This is a genomic window from Acetoanaerobium sticklandii (genome assembly GCF_000196455.1).
Lineage (GTDB): Bacteria > Bacillota > Clostridia > Peptostreptococcales > Filifactoraceae > Acetoanaerobium > Acetoanaerobium sticklandii.
The window spans coordinates 2,007,651-2,027,458 of record NC_014614.1; the positions used below are offsets into that span (position 1 = coordinate 2,007,651).

Annotated in this window: 19 protein-coding genes; all 19 read right to left on the bottom strand. The window is 33.4% G+C overall.

The window, feature by feature from the left end; genetic code table 11:
* Nucleotides 1–75 precede the first annotated feature (75 nt).
* The 19 genes from CLOST_RS09515 to CLOST_RS13595 all read right to left on the bottom strand — a co-directional run bounded on the left by CLOST_RS09515 (nt 76) and on the right by CLOST_RS13595 (nt 19,793).
* A complete protein-coding gene (locus CLOST_RS09515) occupies nt 76–1,101 on the bottom strand; it encodes an NAD(P)H-dependent glycerol-3-phosphate dehydrogenase (protein ID WP_013362095.1) in 1,026 nt (341 codons plus the stop codon).
* A 9-nt stretch (nt 1,102–1,110) separates the two neighbouring features.
* Nucleotides 1,111–1,701: a glycerol-3-phosphate 1-O-acyltransferase PlsY gene (gene plsY / locus CLOST_RS09520; protein WP_013362096.1), complete on the bottom strand. Its 591-nt coding sequence runs from the start codon at nt 1,699–1,701 to the stop codon at nt 1,111–1,113.
* Between the two features lie 18 nt (nt 1,702–1,719).
* Entirely contained in the window at nt 1,720–3,036 is a 1,317-nt protein-coding gene (gene der, locus CLOST_RS09525) for a ribosome biogenesis GTPase Der (protein WP_013362097.1), read from the bottom strand.
* A gap of 127 nt (nt 3,037–3,163) precedes the next feature.
* A complete protein-coding gene (locus tag CLOST_RS09530; protein ID WP_013362098.1) occupies nt 3,164–4,501 on the bottom strand; it encodes a DUF512 domain-containing protein in 1,338 nt (445 codons plus the stop codon).
* A gap of 93 nt (nt 4,502–4,594) precedes the next feature.
* Nucleotides 4,595–5,884 (bottom strand): sensor histidine kinase, encoded by a 1,290-nt coding sequence (locus tag CLOST_RS09535; RefSeq protein ID WP_049779791.1) that lies wholly within the window; start codon nt 5,882–5,884, stop codon nt 4,595–4,597.
* A complete protein-coding gene (locus CLOST_RS09540) occupies nt 5,881–6,573 on the bottom strand; it encodes a response regulator transcription factor (protein ID WP_013362100.1) in 693 nt (230 codons plus the stop codon). Before CLOST_RS09540 ends, CLOST_RS09535 begins: the two co-directional genes overlap by 4 nt.
* 100 nt (nt 6,574–6,673) lie before the next feature.
* The gene (nrdR, locus tag CLOST_RS09545) at nt 6,674–7,138 is read right to left on the bottom strand and encodes a transcriptional regulator NrdR (protein ID WP_013362101.1); all 465 of its coding nucleotides are present in this window, start codon (nt 7,136–7,138) and stop codon (nt 6,674–6,676) included.
* 84 nt (nt 7,139–7,222) lie between these two features.
* Complete coding sequence (ftsZ, locus tag CLOST_RS09550; RefSeq protein WP_013362102.1) at nt 7,223–8,332, bottom strand: cell division protein FtsZ; 1,110 nt, start codon at nt 8,330–8,332, stop codon at nt 7,223–7,225.
* Between the two features lie 97 nt (nt 8,333–8,429).
* Nucleotides 8,430–8,801: a small basic family protein gene (locus CLOST_RS09555; protein WP_013362103.1), complete on the bottom strand. Its 372-nt coding sequence runs from the start codon at nt 8,799–8,801 to the stop codon at nt 8,430–8,432.
* Nucleotides 8,801–9,520, bottom strand: a complete 720-nt coding sequence (locus tag CLOST_RS09560; RefSeq protein ID WP_013362104.1) for a DUF881 domain-containing protein — start codon at nt 9,518–9,520, stop codon at nt 8,801–8,803. The genes CLOST_RS09555 and CLOST_RS09560 overlap by 1 nt, the downstream gene beginning before the upstream one ends.
* Before the next feature lie 10 nt (nt 9,521–9,530).
* Nucleotides 9,531–10,238 (bottom strand): DUF881 domain-containing protein, encoded by a 708-nt coding sequence (locus tag CLOST_RS09565; RefSeq protein ID WP_013362105.1) that lies wholly within the window; start codon nt 10,236–10,238, stop codon nt 9,531–9,533.
* Between the two features lie 7 nt (nt 10,239–10,245).
* Complete coding sequence (locus CLOST_RS09570; RefSeq protein WP_013362106.1) at nt 10,246–10,977, bottom strand: cell division protein FtsQ/DivIB; 732 nt, start codon at nt 10,975–10,977, stop codon at nt 10,246–10,248.
* Nucleotide 10,978: 1 nt separating this feature from the next.
* On the bottom strand, nt 10,979–12,073 hold the full coding sequence (murG, locus tag CLOST_RS09575) for an undecaprenyldiphospho-muramoylpentapeptide beta-N-acetylglucosaminyltransferase (protein ID WP_013362107.1): 1,095 nt from the start codon (nt 12,071–12,073) through the stop codon (nt 10,979–10,981).
* A 54-nt stretch (nt 12,074–12,127) separates the two neighbouring features.
* Nucleotides 12,128–13,234, bottom strand: coding sequence for a putative lipid II flippase FtsW (ftsW, locus tag CLOST_RS09580; RefSeq protein WP_013362108.1), 1,107 nt, complete (start codon nt 13,232–13,234; stop codon nt 12,128–12,130).
* An 85-nt stretch (nt 13,235–13,319) separates the two neighbouring features.
* Nucleotides 13,320–14,660, bottom strand: coding sequence for a UDP-N-acetylmuramoyl-L-alanine--D-glutamate ligase (gene murD, locus CLOST_RS09585; RefSeq protein WP_013362109.1), 1,341 nt, complete (start codon nt 14,658–14,660; stop codon nt 13,320–13,322).
* Nucleotides 14,661–14,672: 12 nt separating this feature from the next.
* Entirely contained in the window at nt 14,673–15,641 is a 969-nt protein-coding gene (mraY, locus tag CLOST_RS09590) for a phospho-N-acetylmuramoyl-pentapeptide-transferase (RefSeq protein WP_013362110.1), read from the bottom strand.
* A gap of 3 nt (nt 15,642–15,644) precedes the next feature.
* Entirely contained in the window at nt 15,645–17,018 is a 1,374-nt protein-coding gene (locus CLOST_RS09595; protein WP_013362111.1) for a UDP-N-acetylmuramoyl-tripeptide--D-alanyl-D-alanine ligase, read from the bottom strand.
* 58 nt (nt 17,019–17,076) lie between these two features.
* Entirely contained in the window at nt 17,077–19,236 is a 2,160-nt protein-coding gene (locus CLOST_RS09600) for a PASTA domain-containing penicillin-binding protein (RefSeq protein ID WP_013362112.1), read from the bottom strand.
* Nucleotides 19,237–19,250: 14 nt separating this feature from the next.
* Nucleotides 19,251–19,793, bottom strand: a complete 543-nt coding sequence (locus CLOST_RS13595) for an FtsB/FtsL family cell division protein (protein ID WP_013362113.1) — start codon at nt 19,791–19,793, stop codon at nt 19,251–19,253.
* Nucleotides 19,794–19,808: the final 15 nt, after the last annotated feature.

Here is a 19,808-nt window from a genome sequence, read left to right on the forward strand (position 1 = left end):
TGGCATATATTTTTCACACTTTCTTATTCTTATTGATAGTTTATAGCCTAAGATGGCAAAATAAAATTCTAGTAATTAAAACTCTGAGTATTTTAAATGAATCAAGTCCTCAGTCTCATGTTTTTTTGTTCTAGTCATTAGACTTTTTATAGTTTCTTTAATGTCTTTGCCTTCGTATAAAACCTTATATATTTCAGCTGTTATAGGCATATCTATGTTTTTTTCTAGAGCTAGATTATAGGCTACCTCAGTTGCAGTTATACCTTCAACTACCATTTGTATTTCTGCTAGAGTTTCATCTAAAGTTTTACCTTGACCTATCATTATTCCAGCTCTTCTATTTCTTGAGTGCATAGAAGTACAGGTTACAATTAAATCTCCTATACCTGATAGACCTGCAAAAGTCGATATATCAGCCCCTAGAGCAACTCCTAGCCTAGCTATTTCAGCAAGTCCTCTAGTCATTATTCCAGCTTTTGTATTATCTCCATAACCTAGCCCATCTATAATTCCACTTCCAAAGGCTATGATATTTTTTAAGGATCCTCCAAGCTCAACTCCAATTACATCTGGATTTGTATAAACTCTAAAAAATTCACTGCTAAAAACATCCTGAATGTACTCAGCTGCTTCAATATTTTCAGAAGCTGCTACAACAGTCGTAGGCATTTTTACAGCAACCTCTTCTGCATGAGATGGTCCTGATAGAACCACGAAACTATTGCTTGGCAAAAGTTCTCCTACAACCTCAGATATTCTTTTATTAGTCCCTTTTTCCAAACCTTTAGATACATTTACTAAAATTACCTTTGAACTGATTTTATTTTGAAGACTCATAACAGCTGCTCTAGTAGCTTGAGAAGAGACAGCTAGCACTATTACTGATGCATCCTTAATCGCTGAGTCTAAATCTGTAAAAATATTTATCTCAGAAGGTATAATTATATCTCCTAGATATTTGCTGTTCTTATTTGTACTAATGATTTCATTTGCTTGAGATTCATTTCTAACATATAGGTTCACTTTATGTCCATTATTATTTAAAAGCAAAGCTAAGGCACTTCCCCAGCTTCCTGCTCCCATAATACAAATAGTATCCATATTATCCTCCTATTTTGTTTTCTCTCCTAATTTTCTCTCAGTTTTGTTTATGAGTCTTTTAATATTTTCTCTATGCGTAAATATAATAAACCCTGCCAAAACAATGCTAGTTATAATTGATTCTCTAGGCTGACGCGCTGAGTATAAAATAAATGGAAGCGTTGACATACCAACAATAGAGCCAAGTGATACATATCTTGTCTTCATTATAAGCGCTATCGCAAGCAAAAGCGCGATAAGTCCATAAATATGAAATAGACCAAGAAGTGCTCCAACACTAGTTGCTACTCCTTTACCACCTTTGAATTTAAGGAGTACTGGAAAAACATGCCCAAATACAACAGCCACTGCAGCAACTAGAGCAAATTCCAGTCCACCTGCTTTGTAGCCTATTTGAGTTGCAATTAGACCTTTTAGGAAATCAACTACAAAAACTACGAGCGCATATTTTGCTCCCAATACTCTAAGTGTATTTGTAGTTCCTGCATTTCCTGAACCATGCTCTCTTATATCTAGATTTTTAAATTTTTTGCCTATAAAGTAAGATGGTGAAATATTACCTAATAAATAACTTATCAATACTATCGAAATCCAGCTCATATAACTGTACCTCCAAAGCTATTTTCTATTTTTTTCTCTTACGTATATTTTAAGAGGAGTTCCTTCATATCCAAAGTTTTCTCTTAGTTTATTCTCAATATATCTCTGATAAGAAAAGTGGAATAGCTCTTTTTCGTTTACAAAAATTGCAAACGTTGGTGGTCTTACCCCTACTTGAGTTGCATAGTATATCTTAAGACGCTTACCTTTATCAGATGGAGGTTGGTTCATCATTACAGCCTCTCCGATTACATCATTTAATACTCCTGTAGCCACACGCTTTGATGCCTCATCAAAAATGAAATCTACAGTTTCTTTTATTTTTCCCATTCTTTGTGATGTAAGTGCCGATACAAAAAGTATAGGGCAGTATTGCATAAATGGTAGCTCTTCTCTAATTTTTTTAGTATATTCCTTTACTGAGTGATTATCCTTTTCAATTAAATCCCATTTATTTACTACAACTATTGACGCCTTTCCAGCATCATGTGCTAGCCCTGCAATTTTACTATCCTGCTCAGAAATTCCTTCTGTAGCATCTATAACAGTTAAAACTACATCGGCTTTTTCTACTGAAGCATAAGCACGAATAACTGAGTATTTTTCAATATTTTCGTAAACCTTGCTTTTTCTTCTAATCCCTGCAGTATCTATGAACAGATATTTTTTTCCATCCATTTCTATATAGGTGTCAATTGCATCTCTAGTAGTTCCTGCTATCGGGCTTACTATAACTCTCTCTTCACCAATAAGTCTATTTAGAATAGAAGATTTTCCTGCATTTGGTTTTCCGACAATAGCTACCTTTACAACATCTTCATCTAGCTCAGTATCCATATCCTGTGGAAAGTTTTTAACGACTTCATCTAGTAAATCTCCCGTTCCAAGGCCTATGCTTGAAGACACTGGTATTGGTTCTCCAAAACCTAGCTCATAAAAATCATAAAAATCATCTGGTAGATTTTTATTGTCTACTTTGTTTACTACTAAAAGCACTGGCTTCTTAGTTTTTAGCAGCATAAGTGCAACATCCCTATCTGATGGAGTAAGCCCAGCTTTTCCATCTACTACAAATAGAATTACCTGAGCCATATCCATAGCCAGCTCTGCTTGCTGTCTCATTTTTTTAGGAATCAGCTCCTCAGAATCCGGCTCTATTCCTCCAGTATCTATAATTGTAAAGTGCTTACTCACCCATTCTGCCTGAGCATATATTCTATCTCTCGTAACTCCTGGGGTATCCTCAACTATTGCGATTCTTTCTCCAGCAATCCTATTAAATAATGTCGATTTTCCGACATTTGGTCTTCCAACTATTGCTACTATTGGATTCATAAATCATACTCCTTTATAATTCTTATTTTTATACATTCAAACACCAAACCCTCATCTAAAAAGACAATCTTGGTAATAGCTATTAAAAGCTTTTCTTTTTGGCATTAAACTGCCCTTATATATTTTCCTAATTCTTTTGTACTCTTCCTACAAGCTTATCTATAAAGTCTCTTCCTTCAACCTCTGATATGACAATTTCAATTTTAAGCCTTTGCTTGAGTTCATCTAAAGTAATATTATCCAGAAAAATGTCTTCATCAGCTTTCATCATACTTCTTGGTATAATTAGTTCTTCCCCAAGGTCCTTGTCCTTTAACTGTTTTTCAATATCACTAGCTGTTATTAATCCAGCTACTGTTATGGTTTCGCCAAAAAACTCGTTGCTAATCATATGCACATCAATTTTTAGCCCTTCAAATTCTTTCATGATGAGCTTAGCCATACTATTTATAAACTCAAAAGCGCTTTTTCCTGTCGCTATAGAAATATGCCTATTTATAGGATATTTAGGTGTTTTTTCAAGTTCTTCATAAATTTCATGTTCTAATTTCGATATAAGCCCAACTCCATTTTCTAATTGCACATAGCCTTCATAAGCTTCTTTTGTTGGAAGATTTCTATTTGCCATCACATAAAATTCATCAGATAGAAAAGCAAACCTAGTTCCTAATTTAGCCAATAGCTCATTTTGAATTTTATCAATCTGATTTATAACTTCGTTTGCTGATTCTTTGTCAAAAATTTCAACCTTGCATAAATTTTCTCTGTACTTTGTTATTCCTATTGGAACTATAGCAACACTGTTAAGCTGAGGATATAGGCTAGCTAAATCATTTATGGTTTTATCTAGCTCCTCTTTGTCATTTACATCTGGCACAAGTACAATTTGAGCATTCATGGTTATATCTGCAGACTTAAGTCGTTTCATTTTATCTAGTACATCTCCTGCAAATCTATTGCCAAGCATCTTTGCTCTAAGTGTTGGATTTGTTGTGTGTACCGACACATTTACAGGGCTTATTCTATATTTTATCATTTTATCAATTTCTTTATCGCCCATATTTGTCATGGTTATAAAATTTCCCTGCAAAAACGAAAGCCTAGAATCATCATCTTTAAAGTATAGTGTTTCTCTCATACCCTCTGGGAGCTGATCTATAAAGCAAAAAATACATTTATTTCTACAGGTTTTAACTGAATCTATAATTGGATTTTCAAATTCCAAGCCCAAGGCTTCATCTATATCCTTATCTATTTCATATATAATATGTTCTCCAGATTGCTTTTCTATTTCAAGCTCAATATATTCATCAGCTTCAAGAAACTGATATTCTATTATATCTTCAATTTTTTGTGCATTTATTGCAACTAGGATATCTCCTACTTCTATTTCTAGTTCCTCTGCAATAGAATCTGGCTCTATTTTAGTTATTTTGTTTTCAAACTTCATTTTTTTTAGTTCCACATTCATCCACTCCAATATTCAACTACATACTAATATACCACACTAGCGCCCTTTTGGCATTAATGCAAAAAAAGACTCCAATAAACTCAATCGTTATTTGGAGTCATCTTTATCGTTTTTTGGAAATTCAATAATAAATTTACTTCCCTTATTAAGCTCACTATGAACTTTTATATTACCATTTAAGTTTAACACTATATGCTTTACAATTGCAAGCCCTAAACCCGTTCCTCCGACTTTTTTGCTTCTCGCTTTATCAACTCTATAGAATCTCTCAAAAATTCTATCAATATCTTCACTTGGTATACCTATTCCATCATCTTCAACTGAAAAAAGAACCTTTTTCGAATCCTCAAGCAGTGTCAGCCTTACAAAGCCTTCTTCTTTAGAATACTTTATAGCATTGTCTATAAGATTCAGTATCAGTTGCTTCATCAAATCTGGATTGGATTTTAAATATATCTGATTATCTATAGGGCTGAAATCTATTGTTACATTTTTGTCTTTTATTGTTTCTGAAACTAAATTGATACATTCATTTATTGTATCAGCGAAATTTACTGGTTCATTTGAATAATGGCTTTTATTACCTTCAATAAATGACAATATTAATATATCATCAATTAATCTTTGAAGCCTATTGGATTCAACCTCAATTATGTCTAAGAATTTTGTTCTCATAGCTTTATTGATTCCAGCGTTTGATTTTAAGGTTTCCACAAAGCCATTTATTGAAGTTAGTGGAGTTTTGAGCTCATGAGTAACATTTGCAACAAAATCACTTCTAATTGTTTCAAGCTTTATTCTCTCTGTTATGTCTTCGATATTTACTATAGCCCCTATTACAATCTTATCATTGTCATCAAGTCTAATTGGATCTACATTTATTTTATAATCAACCGTTCCAAGATGAAGCTGGGTATGCGCTCTTTCTCTTTTATGAAACAAATCCAAAATACATAAAAGCAATCTCTGATCCTTTACTATCATTTCGAAAGGTCTTCCTTCGTAATCAGTTTCATGGTAATCAAAGATATTTTTAGCTGCCTTATTCATAAGAAGTACATTTTGTTCTTTATCTATTGCAACTATACCATTTGATATACTTTTTAATATTGCTTTAAGCTTTGAGTTTCTATCTTTGAGTGTTTCTATATTACCATATATTTCTTTAGTCATAAGGTTAAAGCTTTTTCCAGCCTTACCTAAATCTCCAGAAAATGATGAATTTATCTGGGCCATATAATTTCCCTTAGTTACTTCATCATAAGCTTTTCCTAGCTCTTTTACATATCTTCTAAGTGAAAGAGTATACTTGCCCATTAGAATAGTCGCTGCTGCTAACAGAAAAACTAAAACATTCATAATGGCTTCCATTGTCATTTTATCTTATACCCCACTCCTCTTATAGTTTCTATATACTGAGGTTTTTTATCGTTATCCTCAATTTTTTTTCTCAAATGCCTTATGTGGACATCTACAGTTCTAGTTTCTCCAAAATATTCATATCCCCATATTTTATCCAGAAGATAATTTCTAGTTAAAACCTTTCCTCTATTTAAAGCAAGAAGTTTTAATAATTCAAACTCCTTTAGGGTTAAATCAATTTTCTCATTTCTTTTAAAAACCTCATAATTTTCCATGTCAATATAAAGCTCACTTATTTCTAAACTTGTGTCCATAATAGGTTGGCTCGGAGCTGCATATCTTCTAGTGACAGCTTTTACTCTAGCCATCAATTCCTTTATAGAAAATGGCTTAGTGATATAATCATCAGCACCTAGTTCAAGACCATAAATTTTGTCTTTTTCCATGTTCTTAGCCGTAAGCATAATTATTGGTGTATCTTTTAATTCTTCATCTTCTCTTATTTTACTGCAAACCTTAGTTCCATCCATAATAGGTAGCATCAAATCGAGTAAAATTAATCCTGGTTTTATATCCTTCGCCTTTTTTAAAGCTTCTTCTCCATCGTAGGCATATTCAACTTTGTATCCTTTAAGCTCCATATTAAACTTCAAAAGCTCAACTATATTTTCTTCATCATCTACAATTAATACTTTTTTATTCATAGTCAACCTCCATGCTATTTTCCAATCACTCTAGCACAAGTATATATGAAATTTAACCTTGTTTTGTAAAACTCATGTTAAGTTTGTAAATAAATATGAGCTATTTTCTGCTTTTTTCCTCTATTATATTTTTCAGTTCATCCAAAAAGCTGTTTACATCCTTGAACTGTCTATATACCGAAGCAAATCTAACATAGCTAACTTCATCTATATCTTTGAGCTTATCCATAACAAGATTTCCAATTTCTTCACTGGAAATTTCTCTTTGCATCATGTTTACTATTTCTTTTTCTATATCAGTAACTATATTTTCCATCTGCTTTATTGATATCGGTCTTTTTTCACAGGATCTAATTATTCCCTTTAAAATTTTTTCTCTATCAAAGAACTCTCTTGCTCCATCTTTTTTAACTATCATTACATTTACTTGCTCAATTTTCTCATAGGTAGTGAATCTTTTTTTACAATTTTCACATTCTCTTCTTCGTCTTATGGAATTACCTTCCTCAATAGGTCGTGAATCAACAACCTTTGATGTATCAAAATCACAATAAGGGCATTTCATTTCATCCACCTCAAAATTTTTAAATTAGTAAAGAAAAAAGTCTACTCAAAATGAGACAGACTTTTTCAGGTCATGTGTAAAAGTTTATTTCTTGTTGGTTCTAACTAACCATGGCGGAAGTTCAAGACTTTCTACTTCTTCCTTTGGTTCTTCCTCTTCTGCTAATATTTCCTCTTCAACCACTTCAGCCTCATCAAGCAGATTAAAAGTCTTTGATTCCAGCCCTCCTGGATGTCCATCAAATCCTGTTGCTATAACAGTGATGCTTATTTCGTCTCCTGCATCATCACTATACGCTGTTCCAACTATTATTTCAGAATCATCTCTATTTACTGCTTCAGTAATAAACTTAGAAGCTTCATTAAACTCATGTATTGTAAAGGTATCCTTAGATGCAGTAACATTTAATAACACAGCTTTTGCGCCCTTAACAGTAGTCTCAAGTAATGGACTATGAATAGCAGCTTTTGCAGCTTCAAGAGCTCTGTTTTCTCCCTTTGCTTTTCCAGTACCCATATGGGCAATTCCTCTGTCAAGCATCGTAGTTCTAACATCGGCAAAGTCTACGTTGATAAGTCCAGGTACTTTAATTATGTCTGTAATACCTTTAACGCCTTGCTTAAGTACTTCATTTGCCATTTCAAAAGCATCTTCCATTTTTGTATCTTTAGAACAGATTTCCAATATTCTGTCGTTTGGTATAACAATTAAAGTATCAACGCTCTTCTTAAGCTCATCAATTCCTTTTTCTGCTTTTTTCATTTTTTGAGGTCCTTCAAAAAAGAATGGCTTAGTAACTATTCCTACTGTAAGTATGCCTAATTCTTTTGCTATTCTAGCTACAACAGGTGCTGCTCCAGTTCCTGTTCCGCCTCCCATACCTGCAGTAATAAAAATCATATCTGTTCCATCTAGAGTATTTTTTATATCCTCTACACTCTCTTCAGCTGCTTTTTCTCCAATTTCTGGATTGGCTCCAGCACCTAACCCTCTAGTCAGCTTTTCTCCAATTTGAAGTTTTGATTCCGCTTCTGATTTGTTAAGAGCCTGAGAGTCTGTGTTAACAGCTATATATTCAACCCCTACTATTCCTGCATGAATCATTCTGTTAACAGCGTTACCCCCACCGCCGCCAACACCTACTATTCTTATTTTTTCTTTGCTGTCATTGGTACTAATATCAAATTGTAGCATGGCATGCCCTCCTAAAATTACTATTCGTCATTTTAATACTTTTATTATAATCTATAAACTAGTATTTGCGCAAAATAATATATAATATTATTTTAACTTATTCTAGTTCTTTTGTCATTGTTCTCTTTTTTGATGCATAAAGTTTGTTAAAAATAAGTCTTCTTATAGATGCGAAATTTTGGAATAACCTTCCTCCAAATACAATAATAGGAGCATAATACAAAGGTACCCCTAGCCTGTCTCCAAGGTATGCTAAAAATCCAGCTAGTATTGCATTAGTAAAAAAACCTGTAATGAACATAAGATTATCATAGGTGTTTTCCATAGATGACCTTATAGCCCCGAATACCGAATCCATCGCAGCAAGTATTGCTACTGAAACATAAAGTGAATAGTTATCAGGGTAAGTAAATGGCACATAATAACCAACTACAACACCTAGTGCTAATCCAATAATGGCCCAAATCATCACTGTGCCTCCTTTAGATATTTAAAATTAATATTCTTGCTATACTTAGGTATAGTTAAGCTTTCTTCTGTAAAAAAATCTATTCCTATGCCATAAACACTTTTTAGTAAGTAGGCATATGAATCTGGCGCGGTAATAGCTTGCTTCATCTCATCTAGAGGACCAGTAGCTGCAATAACAAAAGGTTGTCCAAAAGTTTTTCCATTTATGGTAATTGTTGGTCCACTACATCTTATCTCAGACATAAAAAGAAGCCTTTGTCCATTTACTGATATCGCCTCAGCACCTGAAAGCTTGAGATCATTTATGATATGAAGCACGTCTTGGTCGTGCACGATTATGTTATTTGGATTTTCTCCATCCTTTATTTCTCTATTACTATCCCTGATTTCTACTACAATTCCTCTGCCCTTAATATCTGTGTTTCCAGAAATGTCAGCCATCATAAACTTTTGTTCTTGAAGTACTGGAACTATAGAGCCACTATTGTCAAGCTCATCTTCATATCGTTTATATTCATCTTCTTTTTGATTAATTAAATTATTAAGATTTATAATTTCGTTTTTTTCAACTTCAATCTGCTCTTCTATTTCCTGGATTGATTTTAGAGTGACTAATCCATGTGTAGAACTTACACTTTTTATTTGAAGCACTAAAATAATCCCCAGCAGAAAAGTCATAAAAACCAACATATTTATTTTTGTTTTATTACCTGACATTTCCTCACCCTTAATTTTCTACTGGCATAGAGTATTTAAATTCAACATTTTTCGTGAACCTTGGCAATTTCAGTTCTGGTTTTTTTTCTATACTAGCATTTATGTTATAGTGTTTTCGAATTTCCCATAAAACTCCATATCTTAAGTTTAATGCCGATTCCATAGTATCTGGATTCCCTACTGCCCTTATTTCATAAGGCTCAAAAATAGGATTCCCATTGACATAAAGCTTATCTCCAACTAGTTGAAAGAAAGTAGTATTTACATACCGTTCTTCATTTATAGCAATACCTTCTGCTCCTGAAGCATTTAGCTTATTGATAACTGAAAGTAAAAGCTCATAATTATATGTAAGTAGAGCTGTTTGCTGAGAGTCTTGATCTGACGATTGAAATTTAATTACGATTCCAGGTCCAATAGCTTCCTTTTGACCTAGCATGAGCTCAAATTTATCAATTTCCTTTCTTAGCTCCTGCTCCATATAATCTTCTTGAAGTTCAGAATCCTTTAGCTCCTTGGCTTTCAATTCTAATGCCTGTAGCTCTTGTTCTAGACCTATTTTCTTGTCTCTAAGAGATTTAAGCTCCGATTGAAGCTGTCTGGACTTTTGAGACGAAGCTACCCCACCTGTCAAGTCATCTATACTCTTAAGCTGTAGGGCAATTGTAATACCAATTATAAAGCTAAAAATAAGAAAAATTAACTTTTCCTTTTTCATACTAAATCTATCCTTCCCTATACACAGGATTGCTATTATATCTCATATCAATTACTCCATAGTGGATTCCTTTAGTGTGCAAGTCGACCAAAATCTTATTTAATCTAAGCATCTTGTCATTAAGTCCAGTTCCATCACCTAGAAGCACTGTTATACCATTTGCGGTTGTCATATATATATTTTCTAGATTCTTTAAGTTTATGTCGGATATGCTTTCAAGTAATCTTGCATTTTGAGAAACTGAAATCATACTAAGTATAGCTGTAAATTGCTCTTCATTTTCTATTGGGATTTTCTTCCCTAGCTGAACTTTAACTGGTTTTATTCCACTGATTATTGGTTTTTGCATAGATGCAACATCTGTTTGAATTTTAAGGACAACTCCTTCTTCATCTATTATTGCATAGCCTCCAGTAACAGGTATAACAGCTGACTCAAATCTCTGCTTTATAGAAAAAATAAGTGTCTTTGGAAATTTTCTTTTAATTTTTATATCTTTTATATAAGGATTACTTTTTATGTTACCTTCTGCTGCCTTCAAGCTAATTTTATAAATATTATTATCCTTATCTATTTTAGAGAGCTCTAATATTTCTTTTTTTGATAGGCTAGTTTCCCCTAATACAATTGCATTCTCAAAATAAAAATAAGGTAGAAATAAATATCCAAAAACAGTCAAAATCAAGAATGCAAATATCCCTATAACTATATTTTTTTTGCTTATATTGATTCTTTCCATATCATTCACTTTTCTTCATCAAAATATTATAAATCAGCTGAGCAGGATTTTCCTTCGATAAGCTCAAGCTGTTTTCTTCCATAGCTTGTCTAAGCTTATCATCTTCCATAATACTATATAGTTTTTCCCTAAGTACCTCAGCAGAAAGCTCATCCTCTAATACGCAAAATCCAGCTCCAGCGCTTTCAATTGTTTTTGCATTGTATTCTTGATGATTTTCCGCAGTATACTTTTTAGGAATTACTATACTAGGCTTCCCAAGATAATTGACTTCAGCCAGCGTTATAGCTCCAGCACTACACACAATAACGTCTGCTGCTGCCATATAAGTACCCATATTTTCTATATATGGATATATTTTTATATTTTCTTTGTAATCGTCAATATTGAAACCTTCAGCAAAGGTATCATAATGGAACTTGCCCGTAGCATGTATCACAACTACATCCTTAGTAACAAATTGTGGAATCATATCTCTTATTGCTTTGTTAAGACTCTTAGACCCTCCGCTTCCTCCAACACTTAGTAGAATAAAGCTTTCTTGTTTTAAGTTAAGCTTTTCTCTAGCTTCAGATTTTGTCATAGAAAAATTTTCATTTCTAACTGGATTTCCAACGAACACGGGGTTGCTCTTAGAATCAAAAAACTTCTTTGCCTCTTCAAAGCCTAAAAACACATTATTGACTTTTTTCCCAAGTAGCTTATTTGTTATTCCTGGAAAAACATTTTGCTCATGTATAGCAGTTCTTATACCCATAAGCGCAGCCATCATAACAACAGGACCAGAAACATAACCTCCTGTACCTATTACAATATCTGGTTTTTCTTCTTTTAAAATTTTTCTCACCTTAGAAATAGAGCTTATAAGCTTATATGAACGCTTTATATTTTCTAAAGAGAGCTTACGCTGAAATCCCTTTACTTCAATAGGTATGAATTTGTATCCATAGCTAGGCACAATAGATTCTTCTAGACTATTTGGCGTTCCTATATAGGTCACTTCACAGTCTGGATTATTGACCTTAAAAGAATTTGCTATGGATAGAGCTGGATATATATGTCCTCCAGTTCCTCCCCCTGAAACTATTACTTTCATTAAATTTTCTCCTTTATTTCAACATCTCATAATTTATATAAAAAATTCTATTAATCATTTTGAGTATCTAGACACATTTAGTATTATGCCCATAGCACACATAAAAATCACCAGTGATGTTCCTCCATAGCTTATAAATGGCAGTGGCAATCCTGTATTTGGTATAGAAGAGGTAGCAACTCCAATATTAATAAGCACCTGAATTCCTATCTGAAGAGTTATCCCAGCAACTAGCATAGAAGAAAACATATCAGGAGCTTTCACAACAAGCTGAAGACATCTTAGAATTAGAAATGCAAATAATATAAGTACAAAAATACCTCCTATGTAGCCTAGCTCTTCTCCTATAATTGCAAAAATAAAATCATTTTGGGGTTCTGGAAGATAAAAGAACTTTTGTCTGCTTTTGCCTAGCCCTAATCCGAAAATCCCTCCTGAACCAAGAGCATAAAGAGATTGTATTACTTGATAACCATTTCCAAGAGGATCTTTAAATGGATCTAGAAATGTAGTAAATCTCTTCAATCTATAGGGTTCAAATAAAATCAGAAGTACGATTCCAAATATTCCCATTCCAGCTATTCCAACTACGTAGATATAATGCATACCAGCAATAAAAAGCATTCCAAAGGTAACAAACAAAATAGTAACACTAGTTGATAAATCCGGCTGAATTATTATTAACAGGACCGATAGCCCTACATAAATAAATGGCTGAATTATAGTGCCAAGGTTGTTTATTTGGTTTTTTCTATTGCTTATGATTGTAGCTGTCATTATAATACAAGCAAACTTAGTAACCTCTGATGTCATCAAAGTAGAAAAACCAATATCAAGCCATCTCTTAGCATAATTTAATTCTATGCCTAGTGGAGAAAATCTAGTCATAAGCAATAATAAAATATTTACGCCCATAAGGGGAAGGGCATATTTTTTATAAACTTTATAATTAATTTTTGATACGAAAAGCATGCCTGCAAAGCCTATTATCGAAAATACAATATTTTTTTTAAGGAAAAATAAAGGGTCATTATGTTTGACCCCTGATTGAACATAGCTCGCACTAAAAACCATTATGGTACCGAATAAAACTAAAATACCTGTAAGAGAAAATATCCAAGCATCAAAATTTCCTGAAGATTTTCTTATGTTTTTTTCCATAATTACCACCCATATTATTTTTAGGAAATATGATTATTTAAAAAACCAAGGATTGCTACTCAGCCACAGAAGTCTTTCCCTTTAACTATAAGCTAAGTACACAGTTTTTAAAATCTTTTCCTCTATGCTCAAAGCTTTCATACATGTCCCAGCTAGCACATGCCGGGGAAAGCAGTACAGTATCTCCTTCTTTAGCCTTTAAAAAAGCCACATCTACTGCTTGTTTCATATCCTCTACTTTAGTAATGTTTCCTAAGCCTTTTGAAATTGCAGTTTTTTCTATAACATCCTTTGTTTCTCCTAGCAAAATAAGGTGCTTGACTTTTGGAATGCATGAATCAATAAAGCTTGAGTAATCACTTTGCTTGTCCATTCCTCCAGCTATTAAAATAACAGGTGTATTCATAGCTTCTAAAGCCTTAATTGATGAATCTGGATTTGTGGCTTTTGAATCGTTTATGTAATTTACATCGTTGTAAGTTCTAACAAGCTCTAATCTATGCTCTACGCCTCTAAAATTCATTACTTCCTGTTTTATGATAGATTTATCTATCCCTGCTAGTACCGCTATCGATACAGCAGCTAGAACATTTTCCAAATTATGTTGACCAAGAAGTAAAATATCTTTCACATCCATAATATACTCTTTAGTATTGCCAATACAAGCAACTATTTGCTCATTTTCAACAAAAATTCCTTCTTTTAGAATTTCCCTTCTGCTGAAATAAATTATTTTAGGTTTAATTTCAGATTGACTTAGTCTAAGCAGTTCATCATCATAATTTAAAACGAGAAATTCATCAGATGATTGATTTTCAAAAATCCTAAATTTAGCTTTCATATACTCGCTCATAGTCTTATGCCTATTTAGATGATCCTCAGTAATGTTTAGAATAGCTGAAATACATGGTCTAAATGTCTTAATTGACTCAAGCTGAAAGCTAGAAAGCTCTGTAATTAAAAAAGTATCAGCGTCTGATACAACTGCCTGCTCAAGTGCTGGATATCCAATATTTCCAACTACCTTCGTATCTGATTTATATGCCTTAAATATATCCCCAACCAAAGTAGTCGTTGTGGTCTTACCATTAGTCCCTGTAATTCCAACAAATCTGCCCTTTCCATATCTATATGAAAGCTCAATTTCACCTGTCACTTCAATATTTCTTGATATAAATTTTTTTACAAACTCTAGGTCAAGCGAAATTCCAGGAGACATGACAACCATATCAGCTTCTTCATCTCCAGTAGGATTCTTTCCTAAGTTAAAAATTACATTTCTATTTGAAGAAAGTTTAACTATTTTATCAGAATCATAATCTGTTTTAGAATCAAAAACTTGAATATTTACATCTTGATTAATAAAATAGTCTAAAACACAAAAGCCCGTTTTTCCAAGTCCCACAATTATAATATTGTTTTTCATAGAGGTTCTCCTTTATATCGCAAATATTCCGATAAAGCATAAAACTATAGTAACCAAATAAAAAACCTTCACTACCTTAGTTTCTTTCCATCCAGAAAGCTCAAAATGATGGTGAATAGGGCTCATCTTAAACACTCTTTTCTTAAAAACTTTGAATGAAAATACTTGAATGATTACAGATAAGCTCTCTGCAAAATAAATAAATCCTACTATAGGTACAAGTAGTGATAGATTTAATATAACTGCTGCGGCTGCAACTGCTCCACCAAGTGCCATAGAGCCAGTATCACCCATAAACACCTTGGCAGGAAAGCTATTAACTCTTAAAAAGCCTACACAGCCTCCTGAAACGGCAGCCATAAAAATTGCCAAATGACCATATCCTGTATAAATAGCCATCAAAGTAAAAAAGGTTGCAACTACAAAGGTTATACTACTTGCTAGTCCATCTAACCCGTCAGTTAAGTTTACACTATTTGTGATAGCTATTATTACAAATACAAGAAAAGGCACATATAATATCCCTAAATCTAAAGTAATGTCCCTAAAAAATGGAACTATAAGCTGTGTTCCCATAGGGCTTGTATTTTTTTGGTAAATCGCTAAAATAAGTGCAAATAAAAACTGAAGTATTATTTTTTGATATGCTCTAAGTCCTAGCGAACGTTTAAGTACAACCTTAATATAATCATCTAAAAAACCAACTAATCCAAATAAAAGCATAAAGCTTAGAGCAAACCAAATTTCATTGCTATATCTACCGGATATTATCACAGTAAGCACAACAGAAATAATAAAAATAATTCCACCCATTGTTGGAGTACCATTTTTAACTAGGTGAGATGCTGGACCATCCTCACGTATGGTTTGTCCAAATTTTAATTTTTTTAACATCGGAAGCAGCATTGGCCCTATAATATATGCTATTCCAAATGAAATAATAAATGCTAAAATAATCTTAAAATCAAAGAAATAACTCAAAATTTAACCCTCCATATTATCATCAGTTAAGGCAGAAAATATTTCGTCAAGCTTCATGCCTCTTGACCCTTTTAACAGTATTGTGTCACCGTATTTTATTATACGCTTTATTTCCTCAATTGCTATATTATTATCAATAAAATGATATTTTCTTTTATCGGTATTTTCATCTGTACTAAAATTATCAAAAGCATGCTTCATCTGGCTTCCAATAAAAAATACTAAATCAAATTTTTCACTTGCAAGTCTTCCTATTCTTTCATGCGCGGCTACTGAAAATTCACCAAGCTCGAGCATATCTCCAAGAATTGCAATTTTTCTACCTCTAGCATAGCTCTCAAAAGATGTTATAACTGCTTCCATAGATTCTGGATTAGCGTTATATGAATCATTGATATATTTAATATTATTTTTTTCTAAAATTTGCATTCTAAGCTTTGAAGGCTGAAATTTCATAAGTCCAGCTTGAATTTTTTCAGTAGGAATTTTATAAATCAATCCAGCTGCTATAGCGCTTAGAGCATTGCTTACATTATGTAGGCCTATTGCAGGAAGGGTAAACCTTCTATTTATTCCCATACCAGTAACCCAAAATTCACTTTGCCCATCTACTGCCTTATAGTCACTTGCTCTTAGCTGACACTCTTCACCGAACCCATATTTAATTAAATTAAATTTATATTCATTTTCTGATAGAGAAGTCAGATATTTGTCATCGCCATTTACTATCAAGTAGTCATCATTGTTCAAGTAATTTGAAATTTCCATTTTAGCCTTAAAAATATTTTCTTGGCTCTTCAATATCTCAATGTGACAAGAACCAATATTTGTTATTATTGCTATATTCGGCCTTACAATCTGAGCTAAATAGTCAATCTCTCCAAGAGCCGACATTCCCATTTCAAAAATAGCTGCCTCATACCCTTTATCTATATTCAGTGCTGTAAGAGGAAGCCCTATCTCATTGTTATAGTTTCCATCTGTTCTATGTGTAGAAAAATGCTCGTTAAACACGTAGTATAACATATCCTTAGTTGTAGTTTTTCCACTACTTCCAGTAACTGCTAGTTTCTTTATGTCAAATTGCATCAAATAATTTTTTGCTATACTTCCCAGTGCAATTACAGTATCCTCAACTGTTATTACTTCTTTATTTGAAGACTGTCTATTTGATAAAATAACACTAGCTTTATTATTTATTGCTTGCTCTATAAAATCATTCCCATCAAAATTTTCACCTTTTATTGCTATGTAGCAGTCATTTTCTTGAATTTTTCTGCTATCTGTTACCACATTAGCAATCTTTGGATTATAATCCTTGAAATTATTTTCTCCACTAGTCCACGATAAAATTTGATTTTTTGTAAGCTTAATCATAATACTCTCCTATTCGACTAATCTATAAAACTTCTAAAGGCAATGCCAAGGGCATTGCCTATTCAAACTCCACACTAGCCATGTTGCCTTTTTTAACCATAGTACCTGCACTTGGCATTTGCTTTACAGCTTTTCCTGAACCTACAGGTGTAAATTCAAGACCCATATTTTTTAGAAGCTCAGTGACTTCTTTTACAGTTTTCCCACTCAAATCAGGCATAATAATCGTCTCATCTGTCGATGACCCAATATATAGCATAACCGATGAGCCTTGTGGAACTTTATCTCCAGGTTTTGGGAAGGAATCGATTACTATTCCAGATGTGTCAATCTCTTGCTGAGCATCTAGAACATGCCCTATTCCTAGCTTCTCAAGTTCAATTGCTACCTCAGAGTATTTTCTATTTCTAATTTCAGGTATTACAACTTTTGAGTCATTATTTTCAATTACTGCTTGGGCATTTGGCTTTACTCCTAAATACCTAAGTATATCCTGCATTATTTGACGAACTACAGGACCCGAAACCGTACTTCCAAAATAAGAAGCTCCTTTAGGCTCATCCACTATTACTAGCAAAGCCACCTGAGGGTCTTCAATCGGAGCAACAGCAGAAAAAGAAGCTATATAATATCCGCTTTGATATTTTCCATCTATAACCTTTTGAGCTGTTCCAGTTTTTCCGCCAATTCTATATCCATCTATTTTTGTAGCCGATCCAGAACCGTTGGCTACAACAGATTCCATAATTGCAAGCATTTGATCTGCAGTGGTTTTAGATACAGCTCTTTTAACTACCTCAGGCTCAAATGACTCAACTATTTCACCGTTTTCATCTGTAACCTCTTTTACAATTCTAGGCTTCATAAGCTTTCCATCATTTGCAACTGCAGAAATTGCACTTACCATTTGGATTGGTGTGACAGATATACTCTGTCCAAAAGAAGTAGTAGCTAGCTCTACAGGCCCCATCTTAGAAACTGTATACTGCATTCCAACTCCTTCGCCTGGAAGTGCTATTCCAGTAGGCTTTCCAAACCCAAAAGCTGTGATATATTCAGTGAATTTTTGGGCTCCTAATCTTTGTGCAATCTGTATAAAAGTTGAGTTTACGGACTGCTCTACTGCTTTAGTAAAAGTTATGCTACCAAATGGCTTACTAGTCCAGTTTTTTATCTTTCTTCCAGCAACCTCTGTGTAACCTATATCGTTAAACCACTCTTCTGGATACACAAGCCCTTCTTCTAATGCTGCAGATGCAGTTACAACTTTAAATGGAGACCCTGGTTCATATATGTCATTTACTGCAGGATTTCTCCACATAGTGTACAGCTCTTTGAGCTTTTCCTCATCGCTTAGAGCTGCATCAATTTTTTCTTGAAACAATGGATAAAGTGGAGTTCTCGAATCATTCGGGTCGTAATCAGGCTTTGATACCATGCCTAGGATGTCTCCTGTTTGTGGATCCATTGCAATTGCAATAACTCTCTTGGCATTGTTATCTACAAGAGCCTGCTCCACAGCTCTTTCCATGTGATGCTGAATTACCTCATCAATTGTCAAGATTAGATTTCTTCCATTCACTGGTTCATTATAGCTTAAGCTATTTGTCGATATCTCTCTATTTCTTGCATCCTTGATGAAAATCTCTCTTCCTGGAATACCCTTTAAGTAAGTATTAAAGGATGCCTCTACTCCTGCAAGACCAACATTTTCGTTAGATACATGGCCTATTACGTACGAAGCAAATTTCCCATAAGGGTAGTACCTTCTACTTGACTGTTCAAACCAAATACCTGATATCTTGGCTTCCCTTATTTTTTTTACTTTATCTGAATCTATATTTTTTGCAAGAGCAAACCTTTTTTTGCCAGAACTCAAGCTTTTTTTAATTTCTTCTTTATCAATTTCAAGTATTTTAGACAAAGTTTCTATCGTAGCATCTTTTTCAGAGTCCTTAACATTGTCAGGCTCAATCCACAAATCATTTTTGGGAACACTTACTGCTAGTTCTTTACCAGTTCTGTCGTATATTATCCCTCTCATGGGATAAATTACAGTGTCCTTATATTGCTGCTTCATAGCTTCCTGAGAATATGTAGGTCCTGCCACTATTTGTATATACCCTAATCTAACTATCAAAGCAAAGATAGCTGTAAGAAAAAGAAATGCTGAAATTTTAATTCTTGTTTTTTTTATATCAACTACTTTTTTAGCCAATTATCTCACTCTTTCTAATCTATCTCTATATATACGATTTGGTCATCGCTAGGATACTGCATCTGAAGCTGTTCCATTGCTATCTTTTCAATTACATCACTTCTGTTCGAGTGCTCTAGCTGTACTTCTATTTCCTTTTTCTGGTTCTTTATCTCATCCAAATCACGAGTTAAGGTATTAATTTCATATTTTAGTTCCGATATGATAGAATATCTAAACATAAGCGAGCCAAACAAAACGCCTACAAAACACAATGAAAGTCCTAAAACAGAAATTAAGATTCTAGTTCTTACAGTTTTTTTATCTAATTTTTTTCTTTTCTTTACAATTTTTTTCTTTGGAGCGCTTTCCCTTACCTTAGGTTTATCAATATTATTTCTTTCTCTGACTGATTCGTAGTGAGAGCCATAACTTACTCGCTCTTTTCTCTCATATGAAGTGTTTGATGATTCTTTCTTAGGAAAATCCTTTCTATGATTATCTTTTCTTGTAGATTGTGAACCTGAGTATTTTTGTAAACTTCGGCTTTTATAATTTGAGTCCGTATCTTTTTTCATACAATCCTCCCAGCC

Coding starts and splice junctions, on each gene's coding strand:
- murD (WP_013362109.1), bottom strand. CDS start 14,660: ATGAAAAACAATATTATAATTGTGGGACTTGGAAAAACGGGCTTTTGT.
- murG (WP_013362107.1), bottom strand. CDS start 12,073: ATGAAAGTAATAGTTTCAGGGGGAGGAACTGGAGGACATATATATCCA.
- CLOST_RS09565 (WP_013362105.1), bottom strand. CDS start 10,238: ATGAAAAAGGAAAAGTTAATTTTTCTTATTTTTAGCTTTATAATTGGT.
- CLOST_RS09515 (WP_013362095.1), bottom strand. CDS start 1,101: ATGGATACTATTTGTATTATGGGAGCAGGAAGCTGGGGAAGTGCCTTA.
- der (WP_013362097.1), bottom strand. CDS start 3,036: ATGAATCCAATAGTAGCAATAGTTGGAAGACCAAATGTCGGAAAATCG.
- CLOST_RS09555 (WP_013362103.1), bottom strand. CDS start 8,801: ATGATTTGGGCCATTATTGGATTAGCACTAGGTGTTGTAGTTGGTTAT.
- CLOST_RS09540 (WP_013362100.1), bottom strand. CDS start 6,573: ATGAATAAAAAAGTATTAATTGTAGATGATGAAGAAAATATAGTTGAG.
- CLOST_RS09535 (WP_049779791.1), bottom strand. CDS start 5,884: ATGACAATGGAAGCCATTATGAATGTTTTAGTTTTTCTGTTAGCAGCA.
- CLOST_RS13595 (WP_013362113.1), bottom strand. CDS start 19,793: ATGAAAAAAGATACGGACTCAAATTATAAAAGCCGAAGTTTACAAAAA.
- CLOST_RS09595 (WP_013362111.1), bottom strand. CDS start 17,018: ATGATTAAGCTTACAAAAAATCAAATTTTATCGTGGACTAGTGGAGAA.
- CLOST_RS09570 (WP_013362106.1), bottom strand. CDS start 10,977: ATGGAAAGAATCAATATAAGCAAAAAAAATATAGTTATAGGGATATTT.
- CLOST_RS09560 (WP_013362104.1), bottom strand. CDS start 9,520: ATGTCAGGTAATAAAACAAAAATAAATATGTTGGTTTTTATGACTTTT.
- ftsW (WP_013362108.1), bottom strand. CDS start 13,234: ATGGAAAAAAACATAAGAAAATCTTCAGGAAATTTTGATGCTTGGATA.
- nrdR (WP_013362101.1), bottom strand. CDS start 7,138: ATGAAATGCCCTTATTGTGATTTTGATACATCAAAGGTTGTTGATTCA.
- ftsZ (WP_013362102.1), bottom strand. CDS start 8,332: ATGCTACAATTTGATATTAGTACCAATGACAGCAAAGAAAAAATAAGA.
- plsY (WP_013362096.1), bottom strand. CDS start 1,701: ATGAGCTGGATTTCGATAGTATTGATAAGTTATTTATTAGGTAATATT.